The organism is Dyadobacter sp. SRI_021 (assembly GCF_057586235.1).
Genome location: NZ_JBYCZM010000014.1, coordinates 38691 through 65639 on the forward strand (window position 1 = coordinate 38691; position 26949 = coordinate 65639).

A 26949-nucleotide genomic window follows, 5' to 3' on the forward strand; every position below is an offset into this window, starting at 1 on the left:
ATAGATCTGGTTTTTATTGGTGACGGCTACGAAGTACGTCAATTACCTCATCTAAGTCAATGTTTTTTTGTTCCAGCAAAACGAGCAGGTGGAACAGCAAATCCGATACTTCATTCTTGAAAAGATTGTCGTCATTATCCTTCGATTCGATGACAACTTCCACAGCCTCTTCCCCTACTTTCTGCGCGATTTTATTAATCCCTTTTTTGAAAAGGCTGGTCGTATAAGACGCATCCGACGGGTTCCGTTTTCTTTCGCGGATCACACTTTTCTGCAGGTAATTCAGAAATGCAGCCTCGCCTGTACGTGTGTCAGCAATTTCCGGCTGGCTATTTTTTTCCCCAAAACAAGTATCCGCACCGGTGTGGCAAACAGGCCCCGCCGGCGTAGCCTTAATGAGCAACGTGTCGCCGTCGCAGTCGGCTGCAATATGGTTTACAAACAGAAAATTGCCCGACGTTTCACCTTTCGTCCACAGGCGCTGCTTGCTGCGGCTGAAAAAAGTAACAGTCCCCTGCTGCCTGGTAACTTCCAGCGCTTCGGCGTTCATATAGCCCAGCATCAGCACCTTACCGGTATTTACGTCCTGGATGACAGCTGGTACCAGGCCGTCGGCCGATTTATTAAAATCAATGGATGAAAACGTCTCGCTCATTTTTGGTTATGAATTAAAACATCCCGGATTATCCGCAACGTCGGCGCGTGCCGGTCAGCCGGTTTTGTATATTTTGATAAAACTCCGCGCCACTACCGGGTCATCCGGATCGGCAGGTCTTTGTTTTTGAGGTAATCTTTCAAATCCGGAATATCGATTTCACGGAAGTGGAAAATGCTTGCGGCCAGTCCGGCGTCGGCTTTCCCTGCTGTAAATACGTCGTAAAAGTGCTCCATATTACCCGCACCACCGGAGGCAATCACCGGAATATTCGCATTGCCCGAAATCGTCGCAGTCAGTTCCAATGCGAAACCGTTCTTTGTGCCATCGGTATCCATCGAGGTAAGCAGGATTTCGCCTGCACCCCGCTCCTCCACTTCTTTCGCCCAGGGGATCGAACGTATCTCCGTCGCTTTCCTGCCTCCATGCGTATGCACGATGTGCTCAAAACCGTTTTCCGTTTCGATGTAGCGCGTATCAATTGCCACCACAATGCACTGGCTGCCGAATTCGAGCGACAGCTCGTTGATCAGGTCGGGATTGCGCACTGCCGCCGAGTTGATCGAAACCTTGTCCGCGCCTGCATGTAGGAGCGCCGATACATCCGCGATCGAGGAAATACCCCCGCCGACTGTAAAAGGTATATTAATGGTCTGTGCTACTCTGCGGACGAGGTCGATAAACGTCGAACGGCCGTCCACAGTGGCGGTAATGTCGAGGTAAACCAGCTCGTCGGCTCCTTGCGCGGCATACATCGCGCCCAGTTCCACGGCGTCACCCGCATCACGCAGGTTCACAAAATTGACCCCTTTGACAGTCCGGCCGTCTTTTACATCCAGACAGGGAATGATTCGTTTTGTAAGCATATTTTAAACTGAAAAACGCTGTAAATCGGCCAGGCTGATCCGGTTTTCGTAAATCGCTTTACCGATGATCACACCATAGATATTCATTTCCGCCAGTTTCTCCACGTCCTCGATATCCGCGATACCGCCGCTGGCGATGATATTCAGGTCGGGGCATTTGTCCTGGAGATTTTTATATAAATCAAAAGAAGGGCCTTGCAATAGACCGTCTTTCGCTACATCGGTACTGATCGTGTATTTCACACCCTTTTCCACGTATTCTTCCACAAAATCATAGACCCAAATGGCCGTTCCTTCTTCCCAGCCGCTCACGGCGATCTTCTCGTTTTTGGCATCTGCACCGAGAATGATCTTGTCGCCGCCGTAAGTTTTGAGCCAATGTTCGAACAAATCAGGCTGTTTCACGGCAATGCTGCCGCCGGTAACCTGCTTTGCACCGCTTTCGAATGCGATTTTCAGGTCATCGTCCGATTGTACGCCGCCTCCGAAGTCGACATGCAGTGAAGTTTTGGAAGCAATTTTCTCCAGCACCTTCCAATTGATGACCTTTTTAGCCTTCGCACCGTCGAGGTCTACCAAATGCAGCCTTTTCAAGCCCGCGTCTTCGAATTGCAGTGCTACTTCCAGCGGGTTTTCATTGTAAATCTTCTTCTGACCATAATCGCCCTGCGTGAGGCGAACGCATTTGCCTTCAATCAGGTCGATAGCGGGGATAATCTGGATCATGGATTAGGGCAGGCTGTTTTTATCGGAGTTTGAGAAAGTTTTCGAGGATTTGCTGTCCGGCATTGCCACTGATCTCGCAGTGAAACTGGGCGGCGTAAAAGTTATCCTTATGCAGCATCGCACTGAATGGCAATGCATAATCGCAACTGGCGACAGTGTATTCGCAGATCGGTGCCGCATAGCTGTGTACGAAATAGACGTACGCATTGTCGGGCAGGCCCGCGGTAAGCGGAGATTGGTAACCGAAGATATTGTTCCAGCCCATATGCGGCACTTTCAGCCCGGAAGCAGCAGGGAAGCGCTTTACATCCACATCGAAAATGCCCATGCATTCGGTATTGTTCTCTTCCGAAAAGCGGCACATGAGCTGCATGCCCACGCAGGTACCAAACACGGGTTGTTTCAAGGAAGGGATCACCTTGTCGAGGCCCACATTCCGGAGGTAGCTCATGGTGGTGCTTGCTTCGCCCACACCCGGAAAAATCACCTTGTCGGCGGAGCGGATCTCGGCTTCATCGTCGGTATAGAGGTAGCTCGCGCCGATGCGGTCGAGCGCGTACATGACCGACTGCACGTTGCCTGCATTGTATTTGATAATGACGGTTTTCATACCAATTTGTGCTTGAAATCGACAACAAAAAAGCCCGATCTTAACAATCGGGCTTCTGGGATACTATGTATTCAACCTTATTACAACACTACTTGCAAAAACACATCACCCTAGACGTCCGAAAGCCGAGAGGCTATGATGCAAATGATATGTTTCAGCTGTTAACATGCCACAAATGTAAGCAAAAATTACAATAAGCGGCTAACAAACGGCGTAAATATTACATTAAAATTTGCTTAGAGAAAACTTCGTACCTTGCGGTTAACAAATGGCCCTGAACCATGACAAAACCAATCATTCTGCCACTATTTTTCCTGCTCATTACCTTGATTACCGTTGATTCCCAGGCACAATCCAAAGAACTTGCCGACCGTCTTTTCAAAGTTCACGAAACCTACCGCGAAACTTCCCTGACCCAGCGCCGTTTCAAGCAAAAAGACATTCTTCCCCTGATCTCAAAACGGCAGGGTAATGCCCTGTACCAGATCGAGAAAGTGGGCGAATCCTTTGAAGGAAGGACCATTCAGATGATCAAAGTCGGGAACGGCAAGAAGAAAGTGCTCCTATGGACGCAAATGCACGGCGACGAACCGACGGCTACCATGGCGAGCTTCGATATTTTCAATTTCCTCGAAGGCAAAGACGATGGCTTCGACGACCTCCGCAAGAAACTCCTCGACAATACCACCCTCTATTTCGTCCCCATGCTGAACCCCGATGGGGCCGAACGCTACCAGCGCCGGACCATGCAGGGCATCGACATGAACCGCGACGCCGCCGCCCGCCAGACGCCCGAAGCACAAATCCTGAAAAGCCTTGTGGACCGCCTGAAACCGGATTACGGCTTCAACCTCCACGACCAGAGCCCACGTTACTCGGCAGGCCGCAGCCCGAAAGTAGCAACGATCTCCTTCCTGGCGACTTCCTATGATTATGAACTGTCGATCAACGATGTGCGCGAGCGCTCGATGCAGCTCATTGTGGGCATGAATAAGGTCCTTCAAAAGTACATCCCGGGCCAGGTAGCGCGCTACTCCGACGACCACGAGCCGCGCGGGTTCGGGGATAATGTACAAAAGTGGGGTACTACCTTGGTATTGATCGAATCGGGCGGCTATGTGGGCGATCCCGAAAAACAATATATCCGTCAACTGAATTTCATGGCCATTTTGTCGGCATTGGACAAGATTTCGGACAATTCACTCACCAAAGAGAACCGCGAGGAATATTACAACATCCCCGAAAACGGCCGCTGGGTATACGACCTCGTGGTACGCAATGCAACCGTGCGGCAGTCGGGCAAATCGTTTACAGCCGACCTGGGCATTAACCGCACGGAGGTCAACTACGCGAATGCCAGCAAATTCTTCTATTACAGCAAGATCGAAGATTTCGGAGACCTTCACCCACAGTATGGCAGCCAGGAAGTCGATGCTATGGGGCTTACCATCGAAAAGGGGAAACTTTATCCGACCGCATTCAAGAATGTCAGTGAAATCAGCAAGCTGAATGCATTGAACCTGCTGAAAGAAGGTTACACCTACGTGCGTCTCGCACCCGACGCGAACACCCGCGCGCTAGGCCTGTATTTCACCACGGCACCATTGCATATTCTCAGAAGCGGGCAAGCGGTACCGACCGGCACGCCCGGCCTGGGCGCCACCGCTACATTCATCCTGAAAAAGGGAGGGAAAGTGAAATATGCGGTCATCAACGGGTTTGTACATGATCTCGACGACTTCGGTGCCGAAAAAGGCCAGGGAATTGTGGAATAGATAACCGGGCTGCATCTTGTAGCATTTTAACCACATTGTTGGTTTCCACTCCCGAAAGAAATATCTTCGGGTTTATCTATTTTTGTCTTGACAATTAAATTGTCCGGCGTCACATATTCCTAACCCTAGTTTAATGTCGGAGTTTCAGGCTTACCTTCAATTAGGATTCAACCATATCACTGATTCCAACGGCTATGACCACATTCTTTTCATCATGGCCATATGCTCGGTTTACACGCTGGTAGACTGGAAGAAAGTCGTCGTACTGGTAACTGCATTTACAGCAGGACACTCCATCACGCTGGCATTATCCACACTGGGATACGTCAATGTCAATCCCGACGTGATCGAGCTGCTGATCCCGATTACCATACTTATTACAGCTTTTCTCAATTTTTTTTACAAAATACCTAAGAATGCCTATGCCCCGAAAGAGAAGGCTCCGGCTTTCAGGTATCCGCTTGCATTGGGTTTCGGCTTGATTCACGGATTGGGTTTTTCGAACTACCTGAGAGCGTTGCTGGGCAAGGAAGCCGACATTTTTAATCCTTTGCTCGGTTTTAATGTCGGGCTCGAATTGGGGCAACTCATTATCGTCTTTATTATATTAGTCATCGCGTTTGCGGTGATCGAGCTTTTGAGGGTCCAGAAATTGAGCTGGATACAGATATTATCCGGCATTATTTTCGGAATGGCGCTGTCGCTGATCCTGAACAACGAACTTTTCCGCACACTCGCAGGCATGCCTGTCGACTCATAACAACCAAACTATCTATGACCAACGATTTATGAAAAAAACGCTGCTCCCGTTACTAATGCTGCTCGTGTCGCTCTGCGCCATGGCACAGCAGCTCCCCACCTCCCCCAATTACCAGGCCAACGACCGTTTTGAACAACTCGGCACCATTTTGCCCACGCCTAACACCTACCGGACCGCTTCCGGCGCGCCGGGCAGGGAATACTGGCAACAACGGGCCGATTACGACATTAAAGCCGAACTCGACGACGACAACCGCCGCATTACGGGTACGGAAACCATTACATTTTACAACCAGTCTCCGGATGATCTGAAATACATCTGGATGCAGCTCGACCAGAACCTTTTCAAAAAAGATGGCATCGCCGCACTTTCGCGTACGGGCTCGATCAATGAAAAAGGAATGAGCACCGCTCAATTGGCGGCAATGAACACCGGACGTGGCTCGTCGCTGGACCCCAAGGTGGAATATGGCTATAATATCACCGCCGTAAAGGACAAGGCCGGCAAAGCACTGCCGTTCACCATCAACGGAACGATGATGCGCATCGACCTTCCGATGGTGATGAAACCCGGCACGCCGTTCGTGTTCAGCGTGGATTGGAATTACAATATCACTGAATACTATGGCCGCAGCGGTTATGAGTTTTTCCCGAAAGATGGGAATGCCAATTACTTCATCGCGCACTGGTTCCCGCGCCTCGCGCCTTACGACGACGTGAACGGCTGGAACCACAAACAATTCCTCGGCCAGGGCGAGTTCGCATTGATTTTTGGTAATTACAAAGTGGCTATCACCGTTCCCGCAGACCACGTGGTAGCTGCCAGCGGCGAATGCCAGAACTACGCACAGGTACTTACCCCCACGCAGAGACAACGCCTTAAACAAGCCGAAACTTCTAAAACGCCGGTCATGATCGTGACACAGGCGGAAGCGGAAAAGGCCGAAAAACGTGAAAACAAGAACCCGGGCAAGAAAACCTGGATCTACAAAGCCGACAATGTACGCGACTTTGCCTTCGCGAGCAGCCGGAAATTCATTTGGGATGCCATGCAGAGCGACGTTTACAAAAGCGGCCGCAAGATCTGGTGTATGTCGGTGTATCCCAAAGAAGGTAACCCGCTATGGGAGCAATACTCGACCCGCGCGGTGGCCCACACTTTGAAATCCTATGGCGCACGTACATTTGAATATCCTTATCCTGTGGCTATTTCCTGCCACTCGGTAGCAGGCGGCGGGATGGAATATCCGATGATCAGCTTCAACGGCGGACGGCCGGAAGAAGATGGTACTTACACTGAAGCTACAAAATACGGTATGATCGGTGTGATCATTCACGAGGTGGGCCACAACTTCTTCCCGATGATCGTCAACTCCGACGAGCGCCAGTGGGCATGGATGGACGAGGGCTTGAATACCTTCTGCCAATATCTGGCCGAAAAAGAATGGGATTACAACTTCCCTACACGCCGTGGCGAGCCTAACCAGATCACGGAATACATGTCGTCCGACAAATCGGTACTGAGTCCGATCATGGCTTCGGCTGAGAATGTCATCGGCCTTGGACCTAATGCTTACGGCAAGCCTGCAACAGCGCTGAATATCCTCCGCGAAACCGTCATGGGCCGCGAACTGTTCGATCATGCATTTAAAGAATATGCCACTCGCTGGCGTTTCAAGAGTCCTACCCCGGCCGATTTCTTCCGCACTATGGAAGATGCCTCGGGTGTGGATCTCGACTGGTTCTGGAAAGGTTGGTTCTACGGCACCGAACCTGTGGATCAGGACCTCGTAACTGTCGACTGGTTCAGCATCGACACGCAGAACCCGGCTATCGAGAAGGAGATCGCCCGCAAGGAAGATGCACGCAAGAAATTGACTATGAGCAAAATCCAGGATGCCAAAACCAAGGGCGAAACGGTAGTGGCCCAGGATTCGACCATGGCCGATTTCTACAACCGCTACGATCCTTTCAAAGTAACCGACGCCGACAAGCAGAAATACGAGCAATACCTGGCGACATTAACCGAAAGCGAGCGTCAGCTGATCCAGGAGAACACCAATTTTTACACATTGTCTATCAAAAACAAAGGCGGTGTACCCATGCCGGTGATCGTCAAAATGGGCTTCGAAGACGGTACCGACTCTGTGGCTGTATTCCCCGCGGAAATCTGGCGCTTCAACGATGTGCAGATCAACAAGGTGATTTCCACCAAAAAGAAGGTCGTTCAATGGACGCTTGACCCGTACCAGCAGATCGCCGACATCGACACCGAGAACAACTCGTTCCCGCGCATCGCACAACCGACCCGGTTCCAGATCTTCAAGCAGCAGCAACAGAAAAAAGCGCCTAACCCGATGCAAATGCAAGGCGTCGGCGGAGCAAAAGTTAGTACAGATCCCAAGAATTAGCGTTATACCGATAATTTTCAAAGCCCTTCCGAGCTATTTCGGAAGGGCTTTTTTATGCAATTTCAAAATAGATTCTATGTAATTTCAAAATAGAATTCATGTAATTTCAAAGTTTGAGCCTACAACAAAGCATTCGTAGTACTTGGCAGGTCCGTGCACGTATCATTTTGGAAAAACATTTAACTACAAATTCATGAACATCGTAATTCTCGACGGATATACTCTGAACCCCGGTGACCAGGATTGGGCGCCTATTGAAAAGCTGGGTAATGTGACCATTTATGACCGTTCGGTGAAGGAGGAGATTGTGGAACGGGCCAAGGATGCCGAGATACTGCTCGTCAATAAGGTGGTACTTTCCGGCGACACGCTTGCGCAATTGCCCAAAGCCCGATATATCGGCGTAATGGCAACGGGTTTCAACAATATCGACATTGAGGCAGCCAGAAAACAGGGTATTACAGTCACCAATGTAAAAGCCTACGGACCGGCCTCTGTGGCACAGCAGACATTCGCATTGCTGCTGGCGATCGTGAACCGCGTGGAGACGCACAGCCAAAGTGTATTTGCCGGTGATTGGGCGGCCTCCGCTGATTTCTGTTACTGGAAAACGCCCCTGCATGAGCTGGCCGGTAAAACCATGGGATTGATCGGCCTCGGGGATATCGGCTCGCAGGTCGCCAGGATTGCCGCGGCTTTCGGGATGAAAGTGATCGCATACCGGAAACACCCCGTGCCGACGGAAGGCGTAGAAATGGTTTCACTCGATGAAATATTCCGGCGGAGCGACGTTATCAGCCTCCATTGCCCGCTTACAGAGGAAACAAGAGAGATTATCAACCGGGAAAGCCTTGCAAAAATGAAACCGGGTGCGATTGTCCTCAACACCGGTCGCGGACCACTCATTCACGAACAAGATCTTTCCGATGCACTCAAAAATGGCGTTATCGCAGCTGCCGGGCTGGACGTTCTTTCGGTAGAACCGCCGAAGGCCGATAATCCATTGCTGTCAACGCCGAATTGCGTGATTACGCCGCACGTCGCCTGGGCGACATTCGAAGCGCGACAGCGACTACTTCAAATGGTCGCCGGCAATCTGGAAGATTTTCAATCGGGAAGCCAGCGCAATGTGGTTTCCTGAAAGAGGCACAAAAAACGCCTATCATGCGCGTACACTAACAAATCCTGTCCCGGACCCGAATAATCGCGTACCTTTGCACCGCTAAATCTGGCTCCGACGCACGTGCTGCTCCGGAGCCCGGCCCTGATGTTTTCCAGTTCGTTGACACTTCCTATGGGTATTTGTTTACTCCTGATTTCGTTTGTCTGTATTTTTGCAATCTTTTTCCTGCGCTCCACTGAAACGGGCGTTTATACCAACCTACGCCGGTCGTTCATCCTGTCGCTGATCACCAACGCAGGCATTGTATTCATTTACAACGAGATAGCCTCGTTCTTCAACGCCATTAACACCACCTCGGCGCTGGTTTTCTGGGTAACAGAGGTATTGGGAGTGTCCGGACTGGTTTATTACCTTCACCGGTCTGGAAAAATCGACCTGAAAAAACTGGGCGCGTTAAAAGGCGCATTTCGCCTGACAGGGTTTGGAACAACCCATAAAATAGTGCTCATAGCCGTAGCGCTGCTCTATATACTGCCATTGCTGTTCCTGGCGATATATGCCGCCCCGAACAACTTTGACTCCCACATGTACCATTTGAACCGGATCCTGATCTGGGTCTATAATGGTAACCTCGATCACTTCCCCACCATGCATTTGCAGCAGCTGTACCTCAATGTATTTGCAGAATATATTGTGCTGGATACCGTGCTGCTGTCAGGCTCCGATCAGTTCTCCGGCCTGATCCAGTTCGGTGCATTCATCGGCTCGATATGCGGGATTAGTCTGATTGCCAAAAAATTCGGCCTCGCCAAAGACGGGCAGCTGCTGGCATCGATCTGCTTCCTCACTCTGCCTATCGGCATTTTCGAAAGTACCAGCACGCAAGTCGACCTTTGCGGGTGCTTCTTCTTCATTGCATTCGTGTATTTCGGTTTTGAGTTACTGGAAAAGAAATCTGCGCTGGCCCTGGTAGCGATGATGCAATCGCTGGCATTCGGCGGGTTTTCAAAATATACCATTCTGATCTTCGCCATACCGTTTGCGATCTATTTCGGCGTCCGCATTCTGGTGCAATACCGCTTCGCATACGCAATGAAAGTGTTAGGCGCAGCGCTTGCATTGATGATCATTACCTATTCTCCCTTCTTTTACCGGAACTACGCGCTTTTCGGGCATGTGATGAGCCCGTTGCAAAATACGCCGTTCGCCTCCGAGGAACTGCCTGCCAAAAAGCATTCCGCTGTTTACACCTTATCCAATGTGATTAAAAACGCCGGGCTAAACATCGGCTTGCCCATCACGAGCTTCAATCAGGCCGTGGACAAACAGATCAGGGCATTTCATGAAACCATAGGTGTCAATATCGACGACCCCGATCTGAGTATCGATCCGTTTTCTGTTAAATACTCGGTGCATGAGGATATGATCCCGAACACGATCCATTTCTGGCTGATCGTCGGCGCGGGAATTCTCCTGCTATTCCTGCCATTGAACCGGGACATTAAATGGTTCTGGACCTGCTCGGCACTTGGTTTCCTGCTGTTTTGTACGTTAATGAAATTCCAGCTCTGGAGCACGCGCACGCAAATGCCGCTGTTCGCCATGGGCGCGGTCATGATCGCCTGCGTGTACTCGCTGAAATTCCGCTGGAAAGCGATTTACCTGATCATCCCACTGCTGATTTCCTCCTTGCCATTCGTGTATGGCAACCCTAGTAAGGAACTTATTTCCATCAATTTTGTAACACGAAAAGCATTAGGGCATATTCCTATCGCGATTTGTGAAAGCAGCGCCGAAGTAGGGGAAATTTACGAAAAATACCTGAGCGATTACTACGAATTTCCGGGTAAAGACAACTGCCATCCATTGAAAAGATGGCCGGATTATGCAGAAAGAACCAAAGTGTTTGCATTGCTGGAAAAAGCAGGCTACTACGATCACGACCGCACTTCCAACATCCTTTCCATGAACCGCGACCGGGCTTACTTCCTGAGCAACCCTGACAATTACCTCAGCTTTAAAATACTCCGCCCCCACATCCCGGCCGATCGCAACGTGGGCGTTATGTTCCGCAGAAATGTGGGTTACTATCATTTCTGGAGCGCCACCGATAACGACGTGCGGCGCCCGGGCCAAATGGACTATATCCGTTATATGAAGGAACTCGCCCCATTGAAAAATGCGCAGAAAAAGTTCTGCTACGAGTACATCCTCTCCGACGACCCGACGCTCATCGACTCGTTCATTCCCAAAGGCAACATTGCCCGCATTTATTCGAGCGAGGCGCTGCATTTGATAGCGCTGAAAAAGACCAGTTGCGAGAAATATCCTTTTTAAGCAAAATGACCCAGGCTGCCCGATCGATAACCGTACGGATTATTCTGCAAGTAGCACTGGCAATGGCAGCGTTTGCGGCCAACTCATTACTATGCAGGATCGCGCTTAACCAGACCTCTACGGACCCGGCAACGTTCACGATTATCCGTCTATTAGCCGGCGCGGTGACGCTCTGTTCGATAGTCCTGCTCCGCAAAGGCAAACTTCGCAACGCCGGCTCCTGGCAGGGAGCCCTCAGCCTTCTGACCTATGCCGTAGCATTTTCGTTCGCCTATGTAAATCTACCCACAGGAACCGGGGCCTTGCTCCTCTTCGGCTCCGTGCAGGCAACGATGATTATCACCGGCCTCTACCAGGGCGAGCGACTACGCATTATACAATGGACAGGCTTACTAACTGCCTTTGGAGGGCTGGTAATCCTCGTTGCACCCGGAATCCACGCACCCAATCCATTCAGCGCCTTACTCATGGCCATTGCCGGAATGGCCTGGGGCGTATATTCGCTGCTCGGACGAAAGCAGGGCGACCCGCTTACAGCGACCGCCGGTAATTTTCTCAAAGCGGCGCCCCTTTCATTGCTTTTCCTTCCATTAGCCAGCGCTATTGATTCTCAAGGGGCATTTTTCGCGATCCTATCCGGCAGTATTTCCTCCGGTGTGGGCTACGCGATCTGGTACAGCATATTACCCTCGCTCAAAGCCGCGCAGGCCGCATCCGTACAACTGACCGTTCCCGTGATTGCCTCGGCCGCCGCCGTTTTCATTCTGGGAGAACATGTAACGTTCAACCTCGCGATTGCATCTGTTGCGATCCTTGGAGGTATTGCACTCGTAATTTTGGGAAGAAACCGGGCCTGATCCATTTACAGATTCTGCCTCTTTAATTCCCTCACAGCATGGTCAGCTGCCCTTGCTGTCATGGCCATATAAGTAATGGACGGGTTCACGCAAGAGGAAGACACCATCGCCGCTCCGTCGGTTACGAATACATTCTTGCAGGCGTGCACCTGATTGAACTTGTTCAGAACCGAAGTTTTGGGATCTTTGCCCATGCGTGCGGTTCCCATGTCGTGGATGCCCAGCCCCGGGTGCGTGTCCTGCCGGTTGAACCCGGCAACGTTTTTGAAACCGGCTACTTCCAGCATTTCCACTGCCGACGCCATCATATCTTTCCGCATCGCCAATTCGTTTTCACCAAAAGCAGCGTCGAAAACGATTATTGGAATACCCCATTTGTCTTTCTTGTCTTTATCAAGAAACATCCGGTTCGACGGATCAGGCAATATCTCCCCAAAACCGCCAAACCCCATCGTCCACGTGCCAGGACGTGACATATCCTCCTTAAAACTGGCGCCGAAGCCATTCATCGTGATACCCCGTTTCCAATCCGACTTGCTCGCGCCTCCCTGATACCCGTATCCACGCAGGAAGTCCTTTTTATCCGTTCCCCAGTTTCGGAAACGCGGTATGTACAACGCATTGGGCCTCTGACCAAAAATATAGTCGTTTTCAAATCCTTCGACCGTCGCATTCGCGCCCACACCCAGGTGATGGTCCATGATATTTCTGCCTACCTGATCGCTGTCGTTGCCCAATCCGGTTGGAAAACGGCTGGACTTCGAGTTCAGCAGCAGTGCCGCCGAGTTCATCGACCCCGCATTCAGGAATACGATTTTTGCAAAAAACTCTTCTACGGCCATCGTATGCTGATTAATCACCCGCACCCCTTTGGCCTTCTGCGTTTTTTCGTCGTAAATGATCTCACTGGCGATGGTATCGTGAAGAACCGTCAACCTGTTGGTCTTCCTCGCAGCCGGTATGGAGCCCGACAACGAGCTGTAATAACCACCGTACGGGCATCCCCTGGCGCATTTGCTGCGATACTGACACGACGCACGCCCGAGATCCGTATGCCAGGGCTGCGGTTTTGTAAGGTTGGCGACGCGTCCGATCGTAACGGGGCGGTTCAGTTTCTTCATCATCGTCTCTCTGAAATACCGCTCCGGAGCGCTCATAGGCATAGCAGGCAGATAATGACCGTCCGGCAATACCTCCCAGCCTTCGGCCTGCCCACTGATCCCCACAAATTTCTCGACGTGCGTGTACCAAGGTTCAAGATCTTCATACCGGATCGGCCAGTCGATCGCGATGCCTTCTCTGGCATTCGCTTCAAAATCCTTTTTGTTCATCCGGTACGACTGCCGGCCCCAATGCATGGATTTTCCGCCCGTGTGATATGCCCTGATCCAGTCGAATGGCCGTTTCTCTATATACGGGTTCTTTTTATCGTCGGTAAAAAACGGACCGGTTTCTTCATTGGCCAAAGTCCCGAAACGGTTGTTTGCCCAATATTCCTCGGCAGAATGGATCGGAACCTTTCCCCTATGCTCGAATTCCCACGGGCCTTTCATGGCTGTGTCGTAGTCGTCAATGTGCTTCACTTCGCGCCCTCGCTCGATCATGAGTACCTGCAAACCTCTTTGCGTCAGCTCCTTTGCCGCCATACCGCCGGTCATTCCCGAACCAACCACGATCGCGTCGAACGTATGTGCTTTATCCGATTTTAAATTTAAGTTCATGGTGAGACGGGAGATTAGTATGCGAAAGATTTCTGGTTGGGCTTCATTTTAATCATTTCGAGCTTTCCGGGAATCGGCACATATTCAAATGACGATTTAATTCCTTCTTCGGAAGTAAAATACCCCAGCATAGTGAGCTCTTTGATCAGGCGCCAGAAAGGCAGACCCTTTGCCTGGATCGCCATTTGTTCCCGGTCTTCGTTATCGCCCATTTTGGTCTGCTGTACCTGGTATGCCTTCATCTCATCGACGGAATCCATTTCAATCTGCTTTAGTGCCGCCATTTTTTGCTCCGCATTCAAGCTCAAAAACTGCTTCTTTTCCAGGTTATCCAATCCTGCTGCGAAACTTCTGTGCTCCGGCGTTTTATAACAATCCTGCAACATCATCACAATGAAAGCCGGGACGCCCACATCCTTTGCTCCGGGCGTGTTCGTCTTCGGAATAATCATTTCAGCGACTTCCGCCACAATCATTTTCTGGCCTTCTGTCAAGTTAAACTCCGATGGAAAACCGTCCGACGACTCGTGTCCTTCCCATCGCTTCATGGCTAACAAAGTCGTGGCCGACAATGCCCCACCGAGCATCGTCGCAACATGGGTAATAGCAGTTCTTCTGTTCATGGATTGGCTGAAGATGGTAGAGAGATGGCTGGATTGCAATAAGTGTCAGAACGACGAGTTTAAAAGCATTGAGTCGGTTGCGTTTACCTATCTCCGGCGCCTCTAAATCTTCCGGTCGGTATTAAGTGTCAAATGATACGTAATGTAATTTATTATATATATTCAATACAGTTCAGATGTCTGTAAAAAGGAGTTGACTTCACCACTTCTCTCACCAAAATCACCGGTGTGATTTGGCCCAGAGTTGCTCGTAAGTTCTTGCAATCTTTTATAAGTTCGCCCTACTGGTTTTAATGTGTAAGTGTCCCGAAACGGCAGGCAGTTTGAAATTAGAGATTAAACCTTAATTTTAAACTGATGAAAAAGACGAGATTCACAGAGACGCAGCGGGGTGGCCCGTGCCATCGTTTCGATCCTCAAACAGCAGGAAGCTGGCATCCCAACTAAGGAGATTTGCCGGCAGCATGGCATTTCCGAAGCCATTTTTTATAATTGGAATCGGATCGCCGAAGCGAAGCCGGTACGGCGGCATGGAAGCATCTGACGTCAAACGGTTGAAGGACTTAGAGGAAGAGAACTCGCGCTTAAAAAAAATGTTCGCCGACCTGAGCCTTGATAATCAGATTTTGAAAGAGATTTTCGCAAAAAAAGGCTGGGCTCTGCCGCAAAAAGGGAATTGACAGAGGAGATTGTTCGCGAGCACGACATCGCTGTGAGCAGAGCCTGTAAAATCGTTAGCCTTGTTCGCTCTCAATACTATTATAGCAGTAAGAGAGATGATTCAGAGGTAATTGAGTCGCTTCAAGACTTGGCATTTAAGCACCCTTCATACGGGTTTAGAAAACTGTTTGCCTATCTGCGCAGATCGGGTAAGCCGTGGAGCGGTGCGCCGCTGCGCTCATAAGCGAGTTCACCGCATTTACCAAGTTTTGAAGCTGAATAAGAGGCGAAAGGGAAAACGGCGATTGCCTGATCGAATCAAGCAGCCTTTGATTCAGCCTGAGCAGATAAACGAAGTTTGGAGCGTCGATTTCATGAGTGATAGTCTGATTGGCAACCGCAAGTTTCGCACCGCACCGGCGGCCCGGATTCAATATTATCGATGATTGCTCGCGGGAAGCTCTGGGTATAGACGTGGATACTTCACTTTCTTCAAAGCGAATCATCCGAACCCTAAATCGGATCGGTGAAAGCAGAGGCTTCCCAAAAGCGATCCGATCGGACAATGGGTCGGAATTCACCCGCTGCGGCGGGCCGCTCGAAAGATTTTACGATCTGGTGTGAGGAGAAAGGGATTGAAACCAGGTATATACAGCCTGGTAAGCCGACCCAAAACGGCTACATCGAACGATTTAACCGACTGTACCGAGAAGCAGTATTAGACGCTTATTTGTTCTTCGATTTGGATCAGGTCAGGCAATTAACAGCGGAATGGGTTGAAGAATATAACCAGCGACGACCACACGAAGGACTGGGCAATTTGACACCATTTGAATGGAAGGAATCGCTGGTGAAAAAGAAAATTCACCAACAAATGACTGTCTGAGAAACGGGATACTTACAAAATGCCTAACAAGAACAAAACGCGTGCCATACACCTATATACCCCTAATACATCCCTCAACGTCGAGCATCTAAATTACAGATCTGGATTTATAAACGAAAAAATAACGCCGTGTCCTAAAAGATCCCACATACTTACTCCTCCTTCCACCTATTTTATTGTCCTACCCAGCGTGGGTATCCCGAGTAATCCAACTTCCGCTAATTTTTTGTCCTGTCGCTAGCAAATAAGTGTGTTGCGGGATAGGACACTGAAAAATTCATCAAGAACAGATCTTCTAACTATTTTTTTATCGTCATAGAACGCCTTATGCCTTCCTAATAGAGAACAGACCATTCCAAGACTCAAAAATGCCTCAGAACGCAAAAATATTTGGTCTAAATGGAAACATAGCTCAATGTAACCATATCCCTGCCTCAACAAAAACTTTACTCTTAATGAAGCAGATAGCGAAAATGATTTTCGAAGAAACACCACTGCGAATTTGGTAGCATTTTTTAGTGAGTCTACCTCTCAGCCTGTCCTAGGTCGTCCTACGTACCTGGTTTAGAAACAACCTGAAATACCGCAGCGAAGCTTCCCAAACAATCTGTTTCCTGAATCTGGAGAGTGATTTAGCCAAACAAGAGCCTGTAATTATTTGAACATCGGATATTTTGTTAGCTCCCTTGGATAAAACTTAAAGTCGCCTTAGTCATCGATGTCTTTTCGAAAAGCCGATTTGGCAAAAGCCAAAAAATTGTTGAAATTAGTTCTGGGATTATGAATTGTCAACATAGCCCACACCCTCCTTAACTTGCTGAAATTCAGAAATATTAATAATATTTTTTCTTCAAATTTAGAAACACACAACAGGTATTTGAATTGTCGCATGAATGCATTCATCAACTATCTTAATGGCATAGTCGATCTATCACGGGAGACTCAAGAAGCAATCAATAAAATTACCGTTCATCGCCAGCTTGGTAAAAATACCACACTCCTTTCTAATGGCGAAGTTTGTAATGAATTTCATTTTTTAGCATCCGGCCTAGCTCGCGTGTTTTACTATAAGGATGGGAAGGAGGTGACTGCCTGGTTTGCTGCACAAGGGGGAATTGCCAGCGCTATTGATAGCTTATTCACAGGCTCGCCCTCTATTTATAACGTCGAAACACTGGAGGATTCAGAAATTTTCAGCCTCCAATATAGAAAGTTGGAACCGGTTTTCCAGAATTTTCCGATAGTTGAGAGGCTTGGGCGATTAATGGTAACAAGCAATTATTTGTTGTTGGATGAAAGGATGAAGCTGTACGCTTTCTGCGCCGCGGAAGAACGTTACGAAAGATTACTTCAACAACTCCCAGATATTTTCCAAAGGACAAAGCTCGCATACGTTGCTTCGTATTTAGGCATTACACAAGAGCACCTGAGCAGAATCCGGGCGAAATACAAAAACAGGCAATTTTGTTGACACGATTTTGATAATTATCAAAGGATGCTATCGTAAGTGATTGGAGATTTGAAGTCGGAAATAGTTTCAAACTTCAAATTAATCCCTTATGAAAAAGATTTCTTTGTTCTACATTTTAATTTCTTTACTGAGTTGTAGCTTTTGGGCATGTAAAGAAGACGACATTCGTGGAGGCAAACAGCTGGTTAACGATATTCAATCAGATTCAGTGGTTACTCTCGCAACTGCGAAAAATTGGTTCGAAAATGACTACCTAAAAAATAGTCAGGCATCGCTGTCTAATAATAGAGTGAGGAAGACTTTTTGGGAAAGAGCTTTTATGAGCAAAATGTCCAATGGGCAGCCGTTAGTGGTTGTTCCCATTGAACATCATAAGGCCGGACAATCTCCCAATAGAGATACTTACTTATGGATTTTTAAAGATGATTTTAATCGATACACACCGAAAGTCATTGAGTATTTAAGCAGAGGAGAATCGGTCAATAATGATCTTTCCACTTTTACAGGAGCAATGACGGTCAGGGACTGGGAGGGAAGGCTCTTGAATGGATTTATATTCAAAGACGGCATGCCTGCGGGGCTATTGAAGAGTGTCGATGGAGAAGAGCAGCTACGCTTACAGGAGGCTAGGAACGGGAAAGGCAACGGGACAGTCTGTGATCAGGTCTGGGAAACGAGGGGTACTTGTACCGATTACTATTACAAAGTCTGTATCAACGGAAATTGCACGGATTATACGCACAATGGTACGTTTTGCGAACTGTATGAAATTACATATCCAAAATGCTATTGGGTTGAAGATTTCCCTGGACAAACTTCTCCCTATGGCAGTGCGAGTTGCCGATGCGAGACAATGCTGCCCGGTGATATAAGCTTAAGTGACTATGAAGGAAATTACGTATTTGCCGGACCTAAAGTCCCGATTACAAATTTGACGCAGCGGTTCAAGAATGTATTTGGGATAGGCGCGGATGGAATGCCGAAAGATCCTAAATTTCAGTACAAGTTGACAATTTATATAGATCAACCGATCGCAAAAACCAAGGCATTGGTTCAAACAGTCCTCCCTGACCGTAAGCCGGGTCATACGTACTTAGGTTTGGAACAATACAACTCGTTAACAAAAGAAACAAAACGACTAGTTTTTGGTTTTTATGTACAAAAAGAATGGAAGGCAGGATTGTTGTTGTACTCAGCGGGCGCGTGGGGCGATGATGGCGGTTCGACTTATGACATTTCTGTATCGTCAAACCTCACCGCCGATCAAGCTCAAAAGGTGTATGATCAGGTGGCTTATATAGGGACGCCAGAGTATCATATCACGGAGAGGAACTGTACCAGCGTGGCAGCCGCCATCATGAACCCGTATGTGCCAATGCCTAGTGGTAAGGGAGAAATTGGCCCACTAGGGTTGGGCATGACGCCGGGAGCCCTAGGGCAAGATATTTACACTAATACCTCGACATATGGCCCGTATAATCTCAAAACGGGGGATAATTTGATAGCTCCTACCTCAACAAACTAAAATCGAAAATGAAAAGGCGGAATTTCTTTATTTTGGCAGCAGTGTTTGGAATTATCCTGATTTCCAATGTCCCCGTTGTAAGTGTATTTATCGGAATGGTTACTGCTACTGAATCCATGAAGAGTGAAAGCCCGCAGTTCGTCAGCGGGAGTGGAGATTTTGCAACAACCGGAGCTTACCTAGAAGGCGGAACACCTGAACATCAGTACAATGATTTATTACGCCAATTCAATGCGTATAAAGCCGAAAATCCGGGAGATACTATTCTTTATAGGACTTTTAAAAGTAATCCGCTCTACTTTTGGAAATGGTATCGGGACTGGGAAAACAGGCATAACCCGTTCTATCTGTTGCCATATAAGAAATATTCAGGAAGTTAAGCAACGTTGAAAACTCACGTGGCCAATCGAAAAATCTTCTGCTAGTAATTAGCAGGAGATTTTTCGATATCAACAAAAAACTAGTTTATAGATAAAAAATAGTACCCCTTATTGAACAAGCCCCCATCAGTATTTACAGGTTTGGGTACACCCCCTTTCAGGGGTTAGAACTTCTATGCGTGAAAGAGAGCACGTATGAACAAACGGAAAAATCCAGATAGAGCAAAAACAACCAAAACTAGTTAACCTATCACGTATTATAGCATATAGTTGTGCAACAGGAAGCTTAACGCACTCATTAAACACTCAAATTCAACGCCTAAAGCATCCTATCGTGCAAAACAGCGAAGGGCTCACACACAACCGAGAAGTCTCTCTAGAACGCAAATTTGAGGCGTGGCTAGACGTGGGACTAAAACCAAGATCAGCACTATCGACACGGTACTATTTGTCAGCAAAAAAGTGATTAAATTGAACCACAATCAGCGGCAATAGCTTAGCGCAAATAACAATCAGTAAAGAAGATAAGAAGAGCCAAGGACTCAGCAAGAAGGATGTTTGTGAAATTGTTTGCAAATAAAAAAAGCACTCACAAGTTTTATCTCATAAGTGCTTGATTATCAAGTGGTCTCGTAGGGATTCGAACCCCAAACCTTCTGATCCGTAGTCAGATGCTCTATTTTTGCCGATTTCTACAAACTTATATTTATGTATTGATTTTCAATTATTTAAAAAAGATAACTTTCCGGATATTTCCACATTTTTACTTACATTTACAAGAATTGTGTATCAAAATGTGTATCAAATATGGGAATCGCAGTGCCAACATTCAAGGTCGTACTGGACGACAGAAAAGAGAAAGCAGACGGATCATACCCACTGAAACTAAGGGTTACGTTCAATCGTAAGAGGAAGTATTACGGAGTGGGGATGGATTTGACGAAAGAACAGTATGCAAAGCTTGAAACTACAAAACTGGAAAAATTGAAGGAGGTTAGGCTGAAATGCAGAGCCATAGAGGTAAAAGCAGAACGCATATACAAATCTCTTTCAGAATTTTCATTCCCTGACTTCGAGAAATTGTTCCTTGCAAAGAAGGTAGAAGAAAATCCTACCGACGTTTACAGCATGTTGTCAGCATACATCGGGAAATTGGAGAGCGAAAACAGGGTATCAACCGCTCAATCCTACGATTGTACCCTCAACTCCCTCCAAAAATTCAAATCGAAATTGGTATTCACGGAAGTAACTCCTGATTTCCTGAATAGCTATGAGAAATACATGCTCGCGGAGGGAAAATCAACAACCACAGTGGGAATATATCTGCGTTCACTACGGACGATTTATAATCAGGCAGTTGAAGTAGGAATTATCAGTAAAGAACACTATCCCTTTAAAAAATCCAAATTTCAGATACCAGCAGGTCGGAACATAAAGAAGGCGCTTACAATACAGGAAATCCAGCAGATTTTCGAATATGAAACTGTTCCAGGATCTAGCATGGAAAAAGCGAAGGATTTCTGGATTTTCTCATATCTATGTAATGGACTGAATATCAAAGATATATGCAAAATTCAACACAGTGATATCGACGGTGATACATTACATGTCATTCGCGCAAAAACTATCCTCTCTACAAAATCTAACCAGAAGACAATCACCATTTACCTCCCCGAACAAGCAAAAGCTATCATCGCGAAATGGGGTACTACATCTAACTCTTCCTCCTCATATGTATTTCCCATTCTCTCAGAGGGAATTACAGCACAACGAGAGAGGGAGCTTATACAATATTTCACTAAGCTGGTGAATACCTACATGAAGCGGATCGGGAAATCACTGGGTATAAGCAAACCGATTACGTCTTATACAGCAAGACACTCATTCTCCACGGTATTGAAGCGTCGTGGTGCACCGATGGAGTACATTTCCGAAAGCCTCGGACATAGTAACTTCAAGACTACACAAAGCTATCTGGACAGTTTCGAGGATGATGCAAAAAAGAAATTTTCTAAGTTCCTTATAGATTTTAAATCTGAAGCAGATGGAAATAGCTGATACTGATTATCTCTCTATATGTGTTTCTCATTGGGAAAAAATACAATCACTGCTTTCGACATCTTCGTATGCCTTTTCAATATCCTACCGAGATAACTTCGATACCGATTACATGGATTCAGACTATTTATCAAATAATAAGGTCGAGCCGACCTTTCTTGGTCAAAGTACTTTCGTCTCTGGAATCTACAATGAGTATGCGTCACAAATAGTTTATGAGAAATATTTGAATTCGGAGCTTGCAAATTTTCAAGAAAGTTTCATTCGATTTATTGACGCAACTGCTTATTCTGTTGGAGAAAGATTGCAATTAGTAGCAAATTGGAAGTATGATTTAGAGAAGCAGGAATTAGTATTATTTAAAAAATACAAGGATTTTGTATTGCATAAACACACGAGGTTTAGTAAAAACAATGACCCTGAATGGGAAGGGTTTTGGGATAGCGAATTAGAATATGAAAGTGTCGTAAGGCAAGTATCTAGCTTTGTAAGGATTCAACAAGAGTTTTACGAGAAGCTTAATAGCTTGATGAGAACTAGTTTAGTTTTTCTTCCAGGGAGACTGCAAGACTATATCGACAATAACCCGGAGAAAAAAATCAATCTCTTATTGTCACGTGTAGAATCAATACAGCTACTTTTAGTTTTACGTCAAATCGGGATCATTTCAAGTTCAACAAAAGATAACGAGTTAGCACGATTTGCAGAAGCGAATCTACTTTGGCAACAATATCCGCTAACTAGTGTAAAGCCAACAATTTCACAGCTAAAGAATCACGAAATTTCCAGTTCACCCAGTACACAAACACTAATAGAAAAATTCAAGAACATAACTGTCTGATTATCAGTAGTAACTTTTTTTGGTTTCCATTTAGTCTCCATATCTAGGCCTAAATTTCGGTCAGAAAATAAAAATTAATATGGAAAACCAAAAAACAACAACAATTACAAATTCTGAGCTGGAAATATTGGTCCAGTCTATTATTGAGTCACTGTCGGCAAAAATTTACGCAGTTAGTCAGGCAGTAGTTCCAGAGGTACTAACGGTACGACAAGCTGCGGAATTCCTCCACCTCTCTCAATCCACCATCTACACGTATATCTCAAAGCGTTCCATTCCGTTCTGTAAGCGGAATGGATCAGTGTGGCTATTGCGATCCAGACTATTGGAATGGGTGAAAGAAGGGGAAAAACAAACATTTCATCAATTATCCAAGTAGATTATGTATTCATTAAAGAACATTTTCGGTTTTCCGAAACAAGCAAGGTACAGCACCACGTATGTATCAAAATTGATGGTCAATCCTGATAATCAAGGGAATATCAAATTCCGAAAGTTCCTTCGAGATAATAAACTGCTAGAAGGCGATCTGCCTGCTGAAACCTATCTTGAAAAAGGATATTTAGTCGTCGAGGGACGTTTAATTAAGTATGGGAAAGAATGGGTACCAGCAGTAAAGGTCACACCAGAAGGAATAGAATTTATCTTAAACCTAGAAAAGAAAATATTGAATGAAAGAAAGTAGAAATTGTACAATGCTAATAAATGACATAGTTTCTCAAATGGAGCATCCGATGGTCAACACGTCGGTAAAACTTCGCCGGTTTTTAACCCAATATGGTATCATAGCAAATGATAGACCCGATCCAGTATTAGTTGCTAAGGGGTTCTTCATCATTGAATTTAGACAAACGACCTTGAATTCTGGCCGTATCAAAAATTACTCCGTAATACTCGTATCACAAGCAGGAGTAGGGTTCATAAAGAAGCTCGCATTATTAATATACGGCTGATTATTAGCCAATTATCGCACACATCGAAAATGCATACAGATTTCAGAGGAGGGAGTGATCACAGGTCGAGGGGAACAATACAGATAATCGCCGGTACCGGTACGGCATAGATAGAGAATAATTGGAAGGTTCACCAGATGGCCACTGGTGGACTCACCAACATGATATAATATAGAAAGATGAAGAATGACAATAAATCTAACCTACAAGAATTACTACAAATTGAGAAGCAAGTAGCAATGTTAGCAGCAAGCGAAATCACCTTTCCTCCCGCACTTATTTCGCTAGGTACAATACCTGTGATTAAGAGAGGAACCGTAAATGTCATACAAGGAAGTTTTGGCTCTCATAAGAGTAGATTTGCCGAACTGATGTGCAGTATGATGATCCGCAACGGTAACAATCTCGAACTCTCTTTGGGGTTCGAAAAATTGGAAGATGAGGAAATTACTGTGTGTTACATCGACACAGAAAGGAATCGTACAGAAGAATTTCCCCAAGCTATCCAAAACATCAAAATGAACGCAGGTTACACTATTACGGAAGAAGCTAAAAACTTTCGGTTTACGTCCGTAAAGAGCATTGCTCGAAGGAATAGGAAAAATGCGGTAAAAAATTTCATAGAAGAAATACGCACAAAAATCACGAGTCCCCTTTTTGTAGTGCTGGATGTTGTAACAGATTGTGTCGCAAATTTCAATGATCCGTCAGAAAGCCTTGCGCTATTTGATTATTTTGGAATGTTAACAGAAACGTACAATGCTACAATCCTCTTGGTGATACATGAAAATCCGGGAGGAGACAAGGCTAAGGGGCATGTTGGCACAGAAGCGATTAACAAAGCTTCCACCGTCTTGAAAATAGGATTTACTACTACCAATGGGGTGAGGAATCCAGATTCCCTAACTCTGAAATTTTTAAAAACACGCCATTCCGGACCAATTCCGAGCATACCCCTCCAATTTTGTGAAACGACCAAATCACTAAGAATACGTGAATTTTCAAACACTCGGAGTGCAGGTAAACCAATGGTATCTGCTGACGGTCTGAGAACGAAACTTGGGGAGTATCTTTCAGAAGCGAGGGAAAGGAAAATACTCTTCGATATGATTGAGAAAGACTTCCAAGGGTCGGAAAATACAATTAAAACACGTCTTTCTGAAATTTCTAACAGTGGGGTGGAAATCGTTGATACACAGAACAGACCCACCACTTTAACGATCTCTGCAAATTCAGGAAAGAAAACGATGTACGAGTTGGCAGAAGTGCTAGTAGACCATCTTTAAAGATACGGAGCCTACCCAACCAATGTTTTTCCTATATGTGAAACGTGTTGGTTGGGTGGGTATATGTTGTTTAGTCGCGCCCCAAAGTAATTAGAGAATCATCACAACGTTTTGAACAAGAACCTGTTCACTAGGACTGTACCATGAGAGCAGTGGTATCAATGATGGTCTGTAACATGAAATCACTCCTACCCATTGTTAGTTTTCTCCTTCAGAAAATTGTAAACTATTGCCCCTGTAATAACTGCGGATATTAGCGGGAAAGTGGTATCGTGTGAGGCTACCATAACAAACGCACCCAGTCCAATTCCAGACAATACGGAAATTATCACATTGTATATCTTCGTTTCGTCCATAGCCATACATACTACCGGTAACAACATTATTTTTCGGGAAACGAGAAGACTAATCAATAGTCTTGTTTTTGTAATATGTCGCACAACTTTCACTTATTACGGTCGAGTAGGAACTCTCAAAGCCCCCCCTATGGCTCTTTTTTACGAGGTATGGTAGAAATGTAACTCGTATATAGTAGTGTCCTTTCTTATACCAGAATGAGTTTGGGTATAGCCTAGGGGCTCGCGATTCAGTCGATTTTATATCTAAGTGAAATCCTTTTTCATTTAAACCTTGTATCATGGAAAATGGCACGTAGTCTTTGCTAGAGTATCTACAAAGGGTTATTACATCGTTTGATTCAAATCGTTTAAGAAAATCGGTATTTACATCCTTTAAATCGCCGAGCCTTCCTCCCATCACATAAAAATCCCCAAATATATATTTCTCGTCAAACTCCGCTAATCTGCCCTTAAGCTCTTCCACTTGATCGGGATTTCCCCATGTATCCAACCTGTGATATCCATTTGCCAGTGACTTCTCAAATGTGCTCTTGTTCATCGCTGCTAAATTCATGAGTTCTCCCAGAAAATCAGGGGTCAAATTTCCGTGTTTTGACGTCTGAGCGATGGAGGACGAGAGTAAGAAACCTAAACAAAATGCAACTCCACCAAGACGAGTGCTACAACCTAACCAGCTCATAATTAAATAGATGCGTATATACTTTAATTAAATAAATTCGGATAGTACTCATTCGCTGAATCTGAGTATTTTATAATGTTTCTGTATAAATAAGTAATTTGCTTCTATAAGAAGTAAAACCCGATACCAGCATTTCGTTTCGTGAAATCATTTCGTTCACGGGAAAAATCTCTCTTTGTTTTTTAATAATTAAGAATTTTGTCATGTAGAATATCAGGAATAATACTTATTAGAATATTTAATTAGAAATTAGATATTCTCAAATAATATTAAGGAAGGCTTCACATATTTAAAAAAAAGGATCTACTACAAGCATAATCGTTCCGGTACTAATATTATCTCCTACATTCTAGACAATCTTGTTCATTCGATCGCTGCCTTCTTACTAATTAAATATCTCTCACGTGCCTTACTAGCTTCCTCGTAAGAGGAAAAAGTAAAAATCTCTCGGGAGTTTACGTTTCCTTCATTCACTCTCCCTTCGGATGAGCTCATATATCTGGACTGGAATTGGTCAAGTAGCCGATATTTACCGTCGTTATCTAATACCCCAACTTCGATGACGTCGGACACCTGATGGTATTGAACTCTTTGTCCGAGCCGACCATTTTCTTCTACCTCCATCAAAATAAAAGCAAAAGGTTCAGAGACGGATAAGGATTGAAAAGGCTCACGTTTCCTTTGGGCAGAAACACCAAATCGCAATGAATCTATCTGATGTTCAAGACTTTCGACTTGAAGTCTCAACCTCGCATTCTCGACTACAATAGCTTCCTTTTGCTGGTCTGTGAGAGTGTCAATTGGTGAGCCGGGATTGTTCTTTCCTGTACAACCGACAACTAAGAACACAAAAAGGGTACTTCTGATATTCATTGTTCTGATGCGAGGGGACGGTAAGGAATTCAGTCACTAATATCGACAATCTTTATAATACCCAATATATTGGGTGGTTAATTTTTCTTAAACGGCTCAGTTTTGAGCTGTGACTAAAATCCGAAATGACAAGTACCTCAAAGCGTTTGGTGAAAACGTCCGTAAGCTCAGAGAAAGTAGGAATCTGAGCCAAGAGGAACTATATGACCTCGCAGGACTATCAAAGAATCAAATCGGAAACATCGAACGCGGTGAAGTCAATACCACTATCAGTTCTGCATACGCTATCTCCAAAGCGCTAAACGTCTCCATATCAGAACTTTTCAGCTTCCAATACCGAGAAGTTTAGCAATATCCCCCGCCAACTAGCTGTTTAAATTACATCCCCCACATAAATGTCGGTGAGACTGTCAGTCTGGATTGTCTAAGAAGCCCGTCTGTTTGATGTCTCCTGGTTTCCCCCGGTTTAAGTAGAACATAATATTACTTACCGAGGAAACAGGGGTTTTCAAAAT

At 46.0% G+C, this 26949-nt stretch carries 23 protein-coding genes, 1 tRNA gene and 1 pseudogene; 16 read left to right on the forward strand and 9 right to left on the reverse strand.

All coding sequences use genetic code 11. The features are described from left to right. Positions 1–13 precede the first annotated feature (13 nt). The 4 genes from hisIE to hisH all read right to left on the reverse strand — a co-directional run bounded on the left by hisIE (position 14) and on the right by hisH (position 2857). The gene (gene hisIE / locus AC2YIT_RS28760; RefSeq protein WP_430844134.1) at positions 14–655 is read right to left on the reverse strand and encodes a bifunctional phosphoribosyl-AMP cyclohydrolase/phosphoribosyl-ATP diphosphatase HisIE; all 642 of its coding nucleotides are present in this window, start codon (positions 653–655) and stop codon (positions 14–16) included. A 92-nt stretch (positions 656–747) separates the two neighbouring features. Beyond that, a complete protein-coding gene (gene hisF / locus AC2YIT_RS28765) occupies positions 748–1521 on the reverse strand; it encodes an imidazole glycerol phosphate synthase subunit HisF (protein ID WP_487281460.1) in 774 nt (257 codons plus the stop codon). Between the two features lie 3 nt (positions 1522–1524). Next, the gene (gene hisA / locus AC2YIT_RS28770; protein ID WP_487281461.1) at positions 1525–2247 is read right to left on the reverse strand and encodes a 1-(5-phosphoribosyl)-5-[(5-phosphoribosylamino)methylideneamino]imidazole-4-carboxamide isomerase; all 723 of its coding nucleotides are present in this window, start codon (positions 2245–2247) and stop codon (positions 1525–1527) included. A 19-nt stretch (positions 2248–2266) separates the two neighbouring features. Next, positions 2267–2857 carry an imidazole glycerol phosphate synthase subunit HisH gene (hisH, locus tag AC2YIT_RS28775; protein WP_487281462.1) on the reverse strand — a complete coding sequence of 197 codons (591 nt, stop codon included), beginning with the start codon at positions 2855–2857 and terminating at the stop codon, positions 2267–2269. Positions 2858–3138: 281 nt separating this feature from the next. Here hisH and AC2YIT_RS28780 point away from each other — a divergent pair, with 281 nt between their 5' ends. The 6 genes from AC2YIT_RS28780 to AC2YIT_RS28805 all read left to right on the forward strand — a co-directional run bounded on the left by AC2YIT_RS28780 (position 3139) and on the right by AC2YIT_RS28805 (position 12119). Then, positions 3139–4632: a M14 family zinc carboxypeptidase gene (locus AC2YIT_RS28780; protein ID WP_487281463.1), complete on the forward strand. Its 1494-nt coding sequence runs from the start codon at positions 3139–3141 to the stop codon at positions 4630–4632. A 133-nt stretch (positions 4633–4765) separates the two neighbouring features. After that, a complete protein-coding gene (locus AC2YIT_RS28785; protein WP_487281464.1) occupies positions 4766–5392 on the forward strand; it encodes a HupE/UreJ family protein in 627 nt (208 codons plus the stop codon). Between the two features lie 28 nt (positions 5393–5420). Further along, positions 5421–7802, forward strand: a complete 2382-nt coding sequence (locus tag AC2YIT_RS28790) for a M1 family metallopeptidase (protein ID WP_487281465.1) — start codon at positions 5421–5423, stop codon at positions 7800–7802. Between the two features lie 193 nt (positions 7803–7995). Beyond that, the gene (locus AC2YIT_RS28795) at positions 7996–8943 is read left to right on the forward strand and encodes a D-2-hydroxyacid dehydrogenase (protein ID WP_487281466.1); all 948 of its coding nucleotides are present in this window, start codon (positions 7996–7998) and stop codon (positions 8941–8943) included. A gap of 153 nt (positions 8944–9096) precedes the next feature. Then, positions 9097–11262 (forward strand): hypothetical protein, encoded by a 2166-nt coding sequence (locus AC2YIT_RS28800; protein ID WP_487281467.1) that lies wholly within the window; start codon positions 9097–9099, stop codon positions 11260–11262. Between the two features lie 5 nt (positions 11263–11267). Beyond that, on the forward strand, positions 11268–12119 hold the full coding sequence (locus AC2YIT_RS28805) for a DMT family transporter (RefSeq protein ID WP_487281468.1): 852 nt from the start codon (positions 11268–11270) through the stop codon (positions 12117–12119). Positions 12120–12124: 5 nt separating this feature from the next. Here the strand turns inward: AC2YIT_RS28805 and AC2YIT_RS28810 are convergent, their stop codons facing one another. Both AC2YIT_RS28810 and AC2YIT_RS28815 read right to left on the reverse strand, forming a co-directional pair. Continuing rightward, a complete protein-coding gene (locus AC2YIT_RS28810; protein WP_487281469.1) occupies positions 12125–13840 on the reverse strand; it encodes a GMC oxidoreductase in 1716 nt (571 codons plus the stop codon). A gap of 14 nt (positions 13841–13854) precedes the next feature. Further along, positions 13855–14463 (reverse strand): gluconate 2-dehydrogenase subunit 3 family protein, encoded by a 609-nt coding sequence (locus tag AC2YIT_RS28815; protein WP_487281470.1) that lies wholly within the window; start codon positions 14461–14463, stop codon positions 13855–13857. 357 nt (positions 14464–14820) lie between these two features. Here AC2YIT_RS28815 and AC2YIT_RS28820 point away from each other — a divergent pair. The 4 genes and pseudogenes from AC2YIT_RS28820 to AC2YIT_RS28835 all read left to right on the forward strand — a co-directional run bounded on the left by AC2YIT_RS28820 (position 14821) and on the right by AC2YIT_RS28835 (position 19385). After that, positions 14821–16009, forward strand: a pseudogene (locus AC2YIT_RS28820) (IS3 family transposase). An 889-nt stretch (positions 16010–16898) separates the two neighbouring features. Further along, the gene (locus AC2YIT_RS28825; protein WP_487281471.1) at positions 16899–17480 is read left to right on the forward strand and encodes a Crp/Fnr family transcriptional regulator; all 582 of its coding nucleotides are present in this window, start codon (positions 16899–16901) and stop codon (positions 17478–17480) included. 88 nt (positions 17481–17568) lie between these two features. Further along, positions 17569–19005, forward strand: a complete 1437-nt coding sequence (locus tag AC2YIT_RS28830; protein WP_430844114.1) for a hypothetical protein — start codon at positions 17569–17571, stop codon at positions 19003–19005. Between the two features lie 8 nt (positions 19006–19013). Beyond that, a complete protein-coding gene (locus AC2YIT_RS28835) occupies positions 19014–19385 on the forward strand; it encodes a hypothetical protein (protein ID WP_430844112.1) in 372 nt (123 codons plus the stop codon). A 625-nt stretch (positions 19386–20010) separates the two neighbouring features. Here AC2YIT_RS28835 and AC2YIT_RS28840 read toward each other — a convergent pair. Continuing rightward, positions 20011–20083: transfer RNA gene (locus AC2YIT_RS28840), tRNA-Arg, on the reverse strand. Positions 20084–20192: 109 nt separating this feature from the next. On the opposite strand from AC2YIT_RS28840, the gene AC2YIT_RS28845 reads away from it, so the two are divergent. The 5 genes from AC2YIT_RS28845 to AC2YIT_RS28865 all read left to right on the forward strand — a co-directional run bounded on the left by AC2YIT_RS28845 (position 20193) and on the right by AC2YIT_RS28865 (position 24523). After that, a complete protein-coding gene (locus AC2YIT_RS28845; protein ID WP_487281472.1) occupies positions 20193–21443 on the forward strand; it encodes a phage integrase SAM-like domain-containing protein in 1251 nt (416 codons plus the stop codon). Next, positions 21430–22284, forward strand: a complete 855-nt coding sequence (locus AC2YIT_RS28850) for a hypothetical protein (RefSeq protein WP_487281473.1) — start codon at positions 21430–21432, stop codon at positions 22282–22284. The genes AC2YIT_RS28845 and AC2YIT_RS28850 overlap by 14 nt, the downstream gene beginning before the upstream one ends. A gap of 79 nt (positions 22285–22363) precedes the next feature. Next, on the forward strand, positions 22364–22663 hold the full coding sequence (locus AC2YIT_RS28855) for a helix-turn-helix domain-containing protein (protein ID WP_487281474.1): 300 nt from the start codon (positions 22364–22366) through the stop codon (positions 22661–22663). Between the two features lie 3 nt (positions 22664–22666). Further along, positions 22667–22969 (forward strand): hypothetical protein, encoded by a 303-nt coding sequence (locus tag AC2YIT_RS28860; protein ID WP_487281475.1) that lies wholly within the window; start codon positions 22667–22669, stop codon positions 22967–22969. A 447-nt stretch (positions 22970–23416) separates the two neighbouring features. Further along, positions 23417–24523: a hypothetical protein gene (locus AC2YIT_RS28865; protein ID WP_487281476.1), complete on the forward strand. Its 1107-nt coding sequence runs from the start codon at positions 23417–23419 to the stop codon at positions 24521–24523. Between the two features lie 405 nt (positions 24524–24928). Here AC2YIT_RS28865 and AC2YIT_RS28870 read toward each other — a convergent pair whose 3' ends face one another. Together AC2YIT_RS28870 and AC2YIT_RS28875 are read right to left on the reverse strand one after the other, a co-directional pair. Then, a complete protein-coding gene (locus AC2YIT_RS28870) occupies positions 24929–25462 on the reverse strand; it encodes a hypothetical protein (protein WP_487281477.1) in 534 nt (177 codons plus the stop codon). 462 nt (positions 25463–25924) lie between these two features. Then, positions 25925–26434: a hypothetical protein gene (locus tag AC2YIT_RS28875; RefSeq protein ID WP_487281478.1), complete on the reverse strand. Its 510-nt coding sequence runs from the start codon at positions 26432–26434 to the stop codon at positions 25925–25927. 109 nt (positions 26435–26543) lie between these two features. Between AC2YIT_RS28875 and AC2YIT_RS28880 the strand changes: the two genes are divergently transcribed. Next, positions 26544–26783, forward strand: coding sequence for a helix-turn-helix domain-containing protein (locus AC2YIT_RS28880; RefSeq protein WP_487281479.1), 240 nt, complete (start codon positions 26544–26546; stop codon positions 26781–26783). Positions 26784–26949 lie beyond the last annotated feature (166 nt).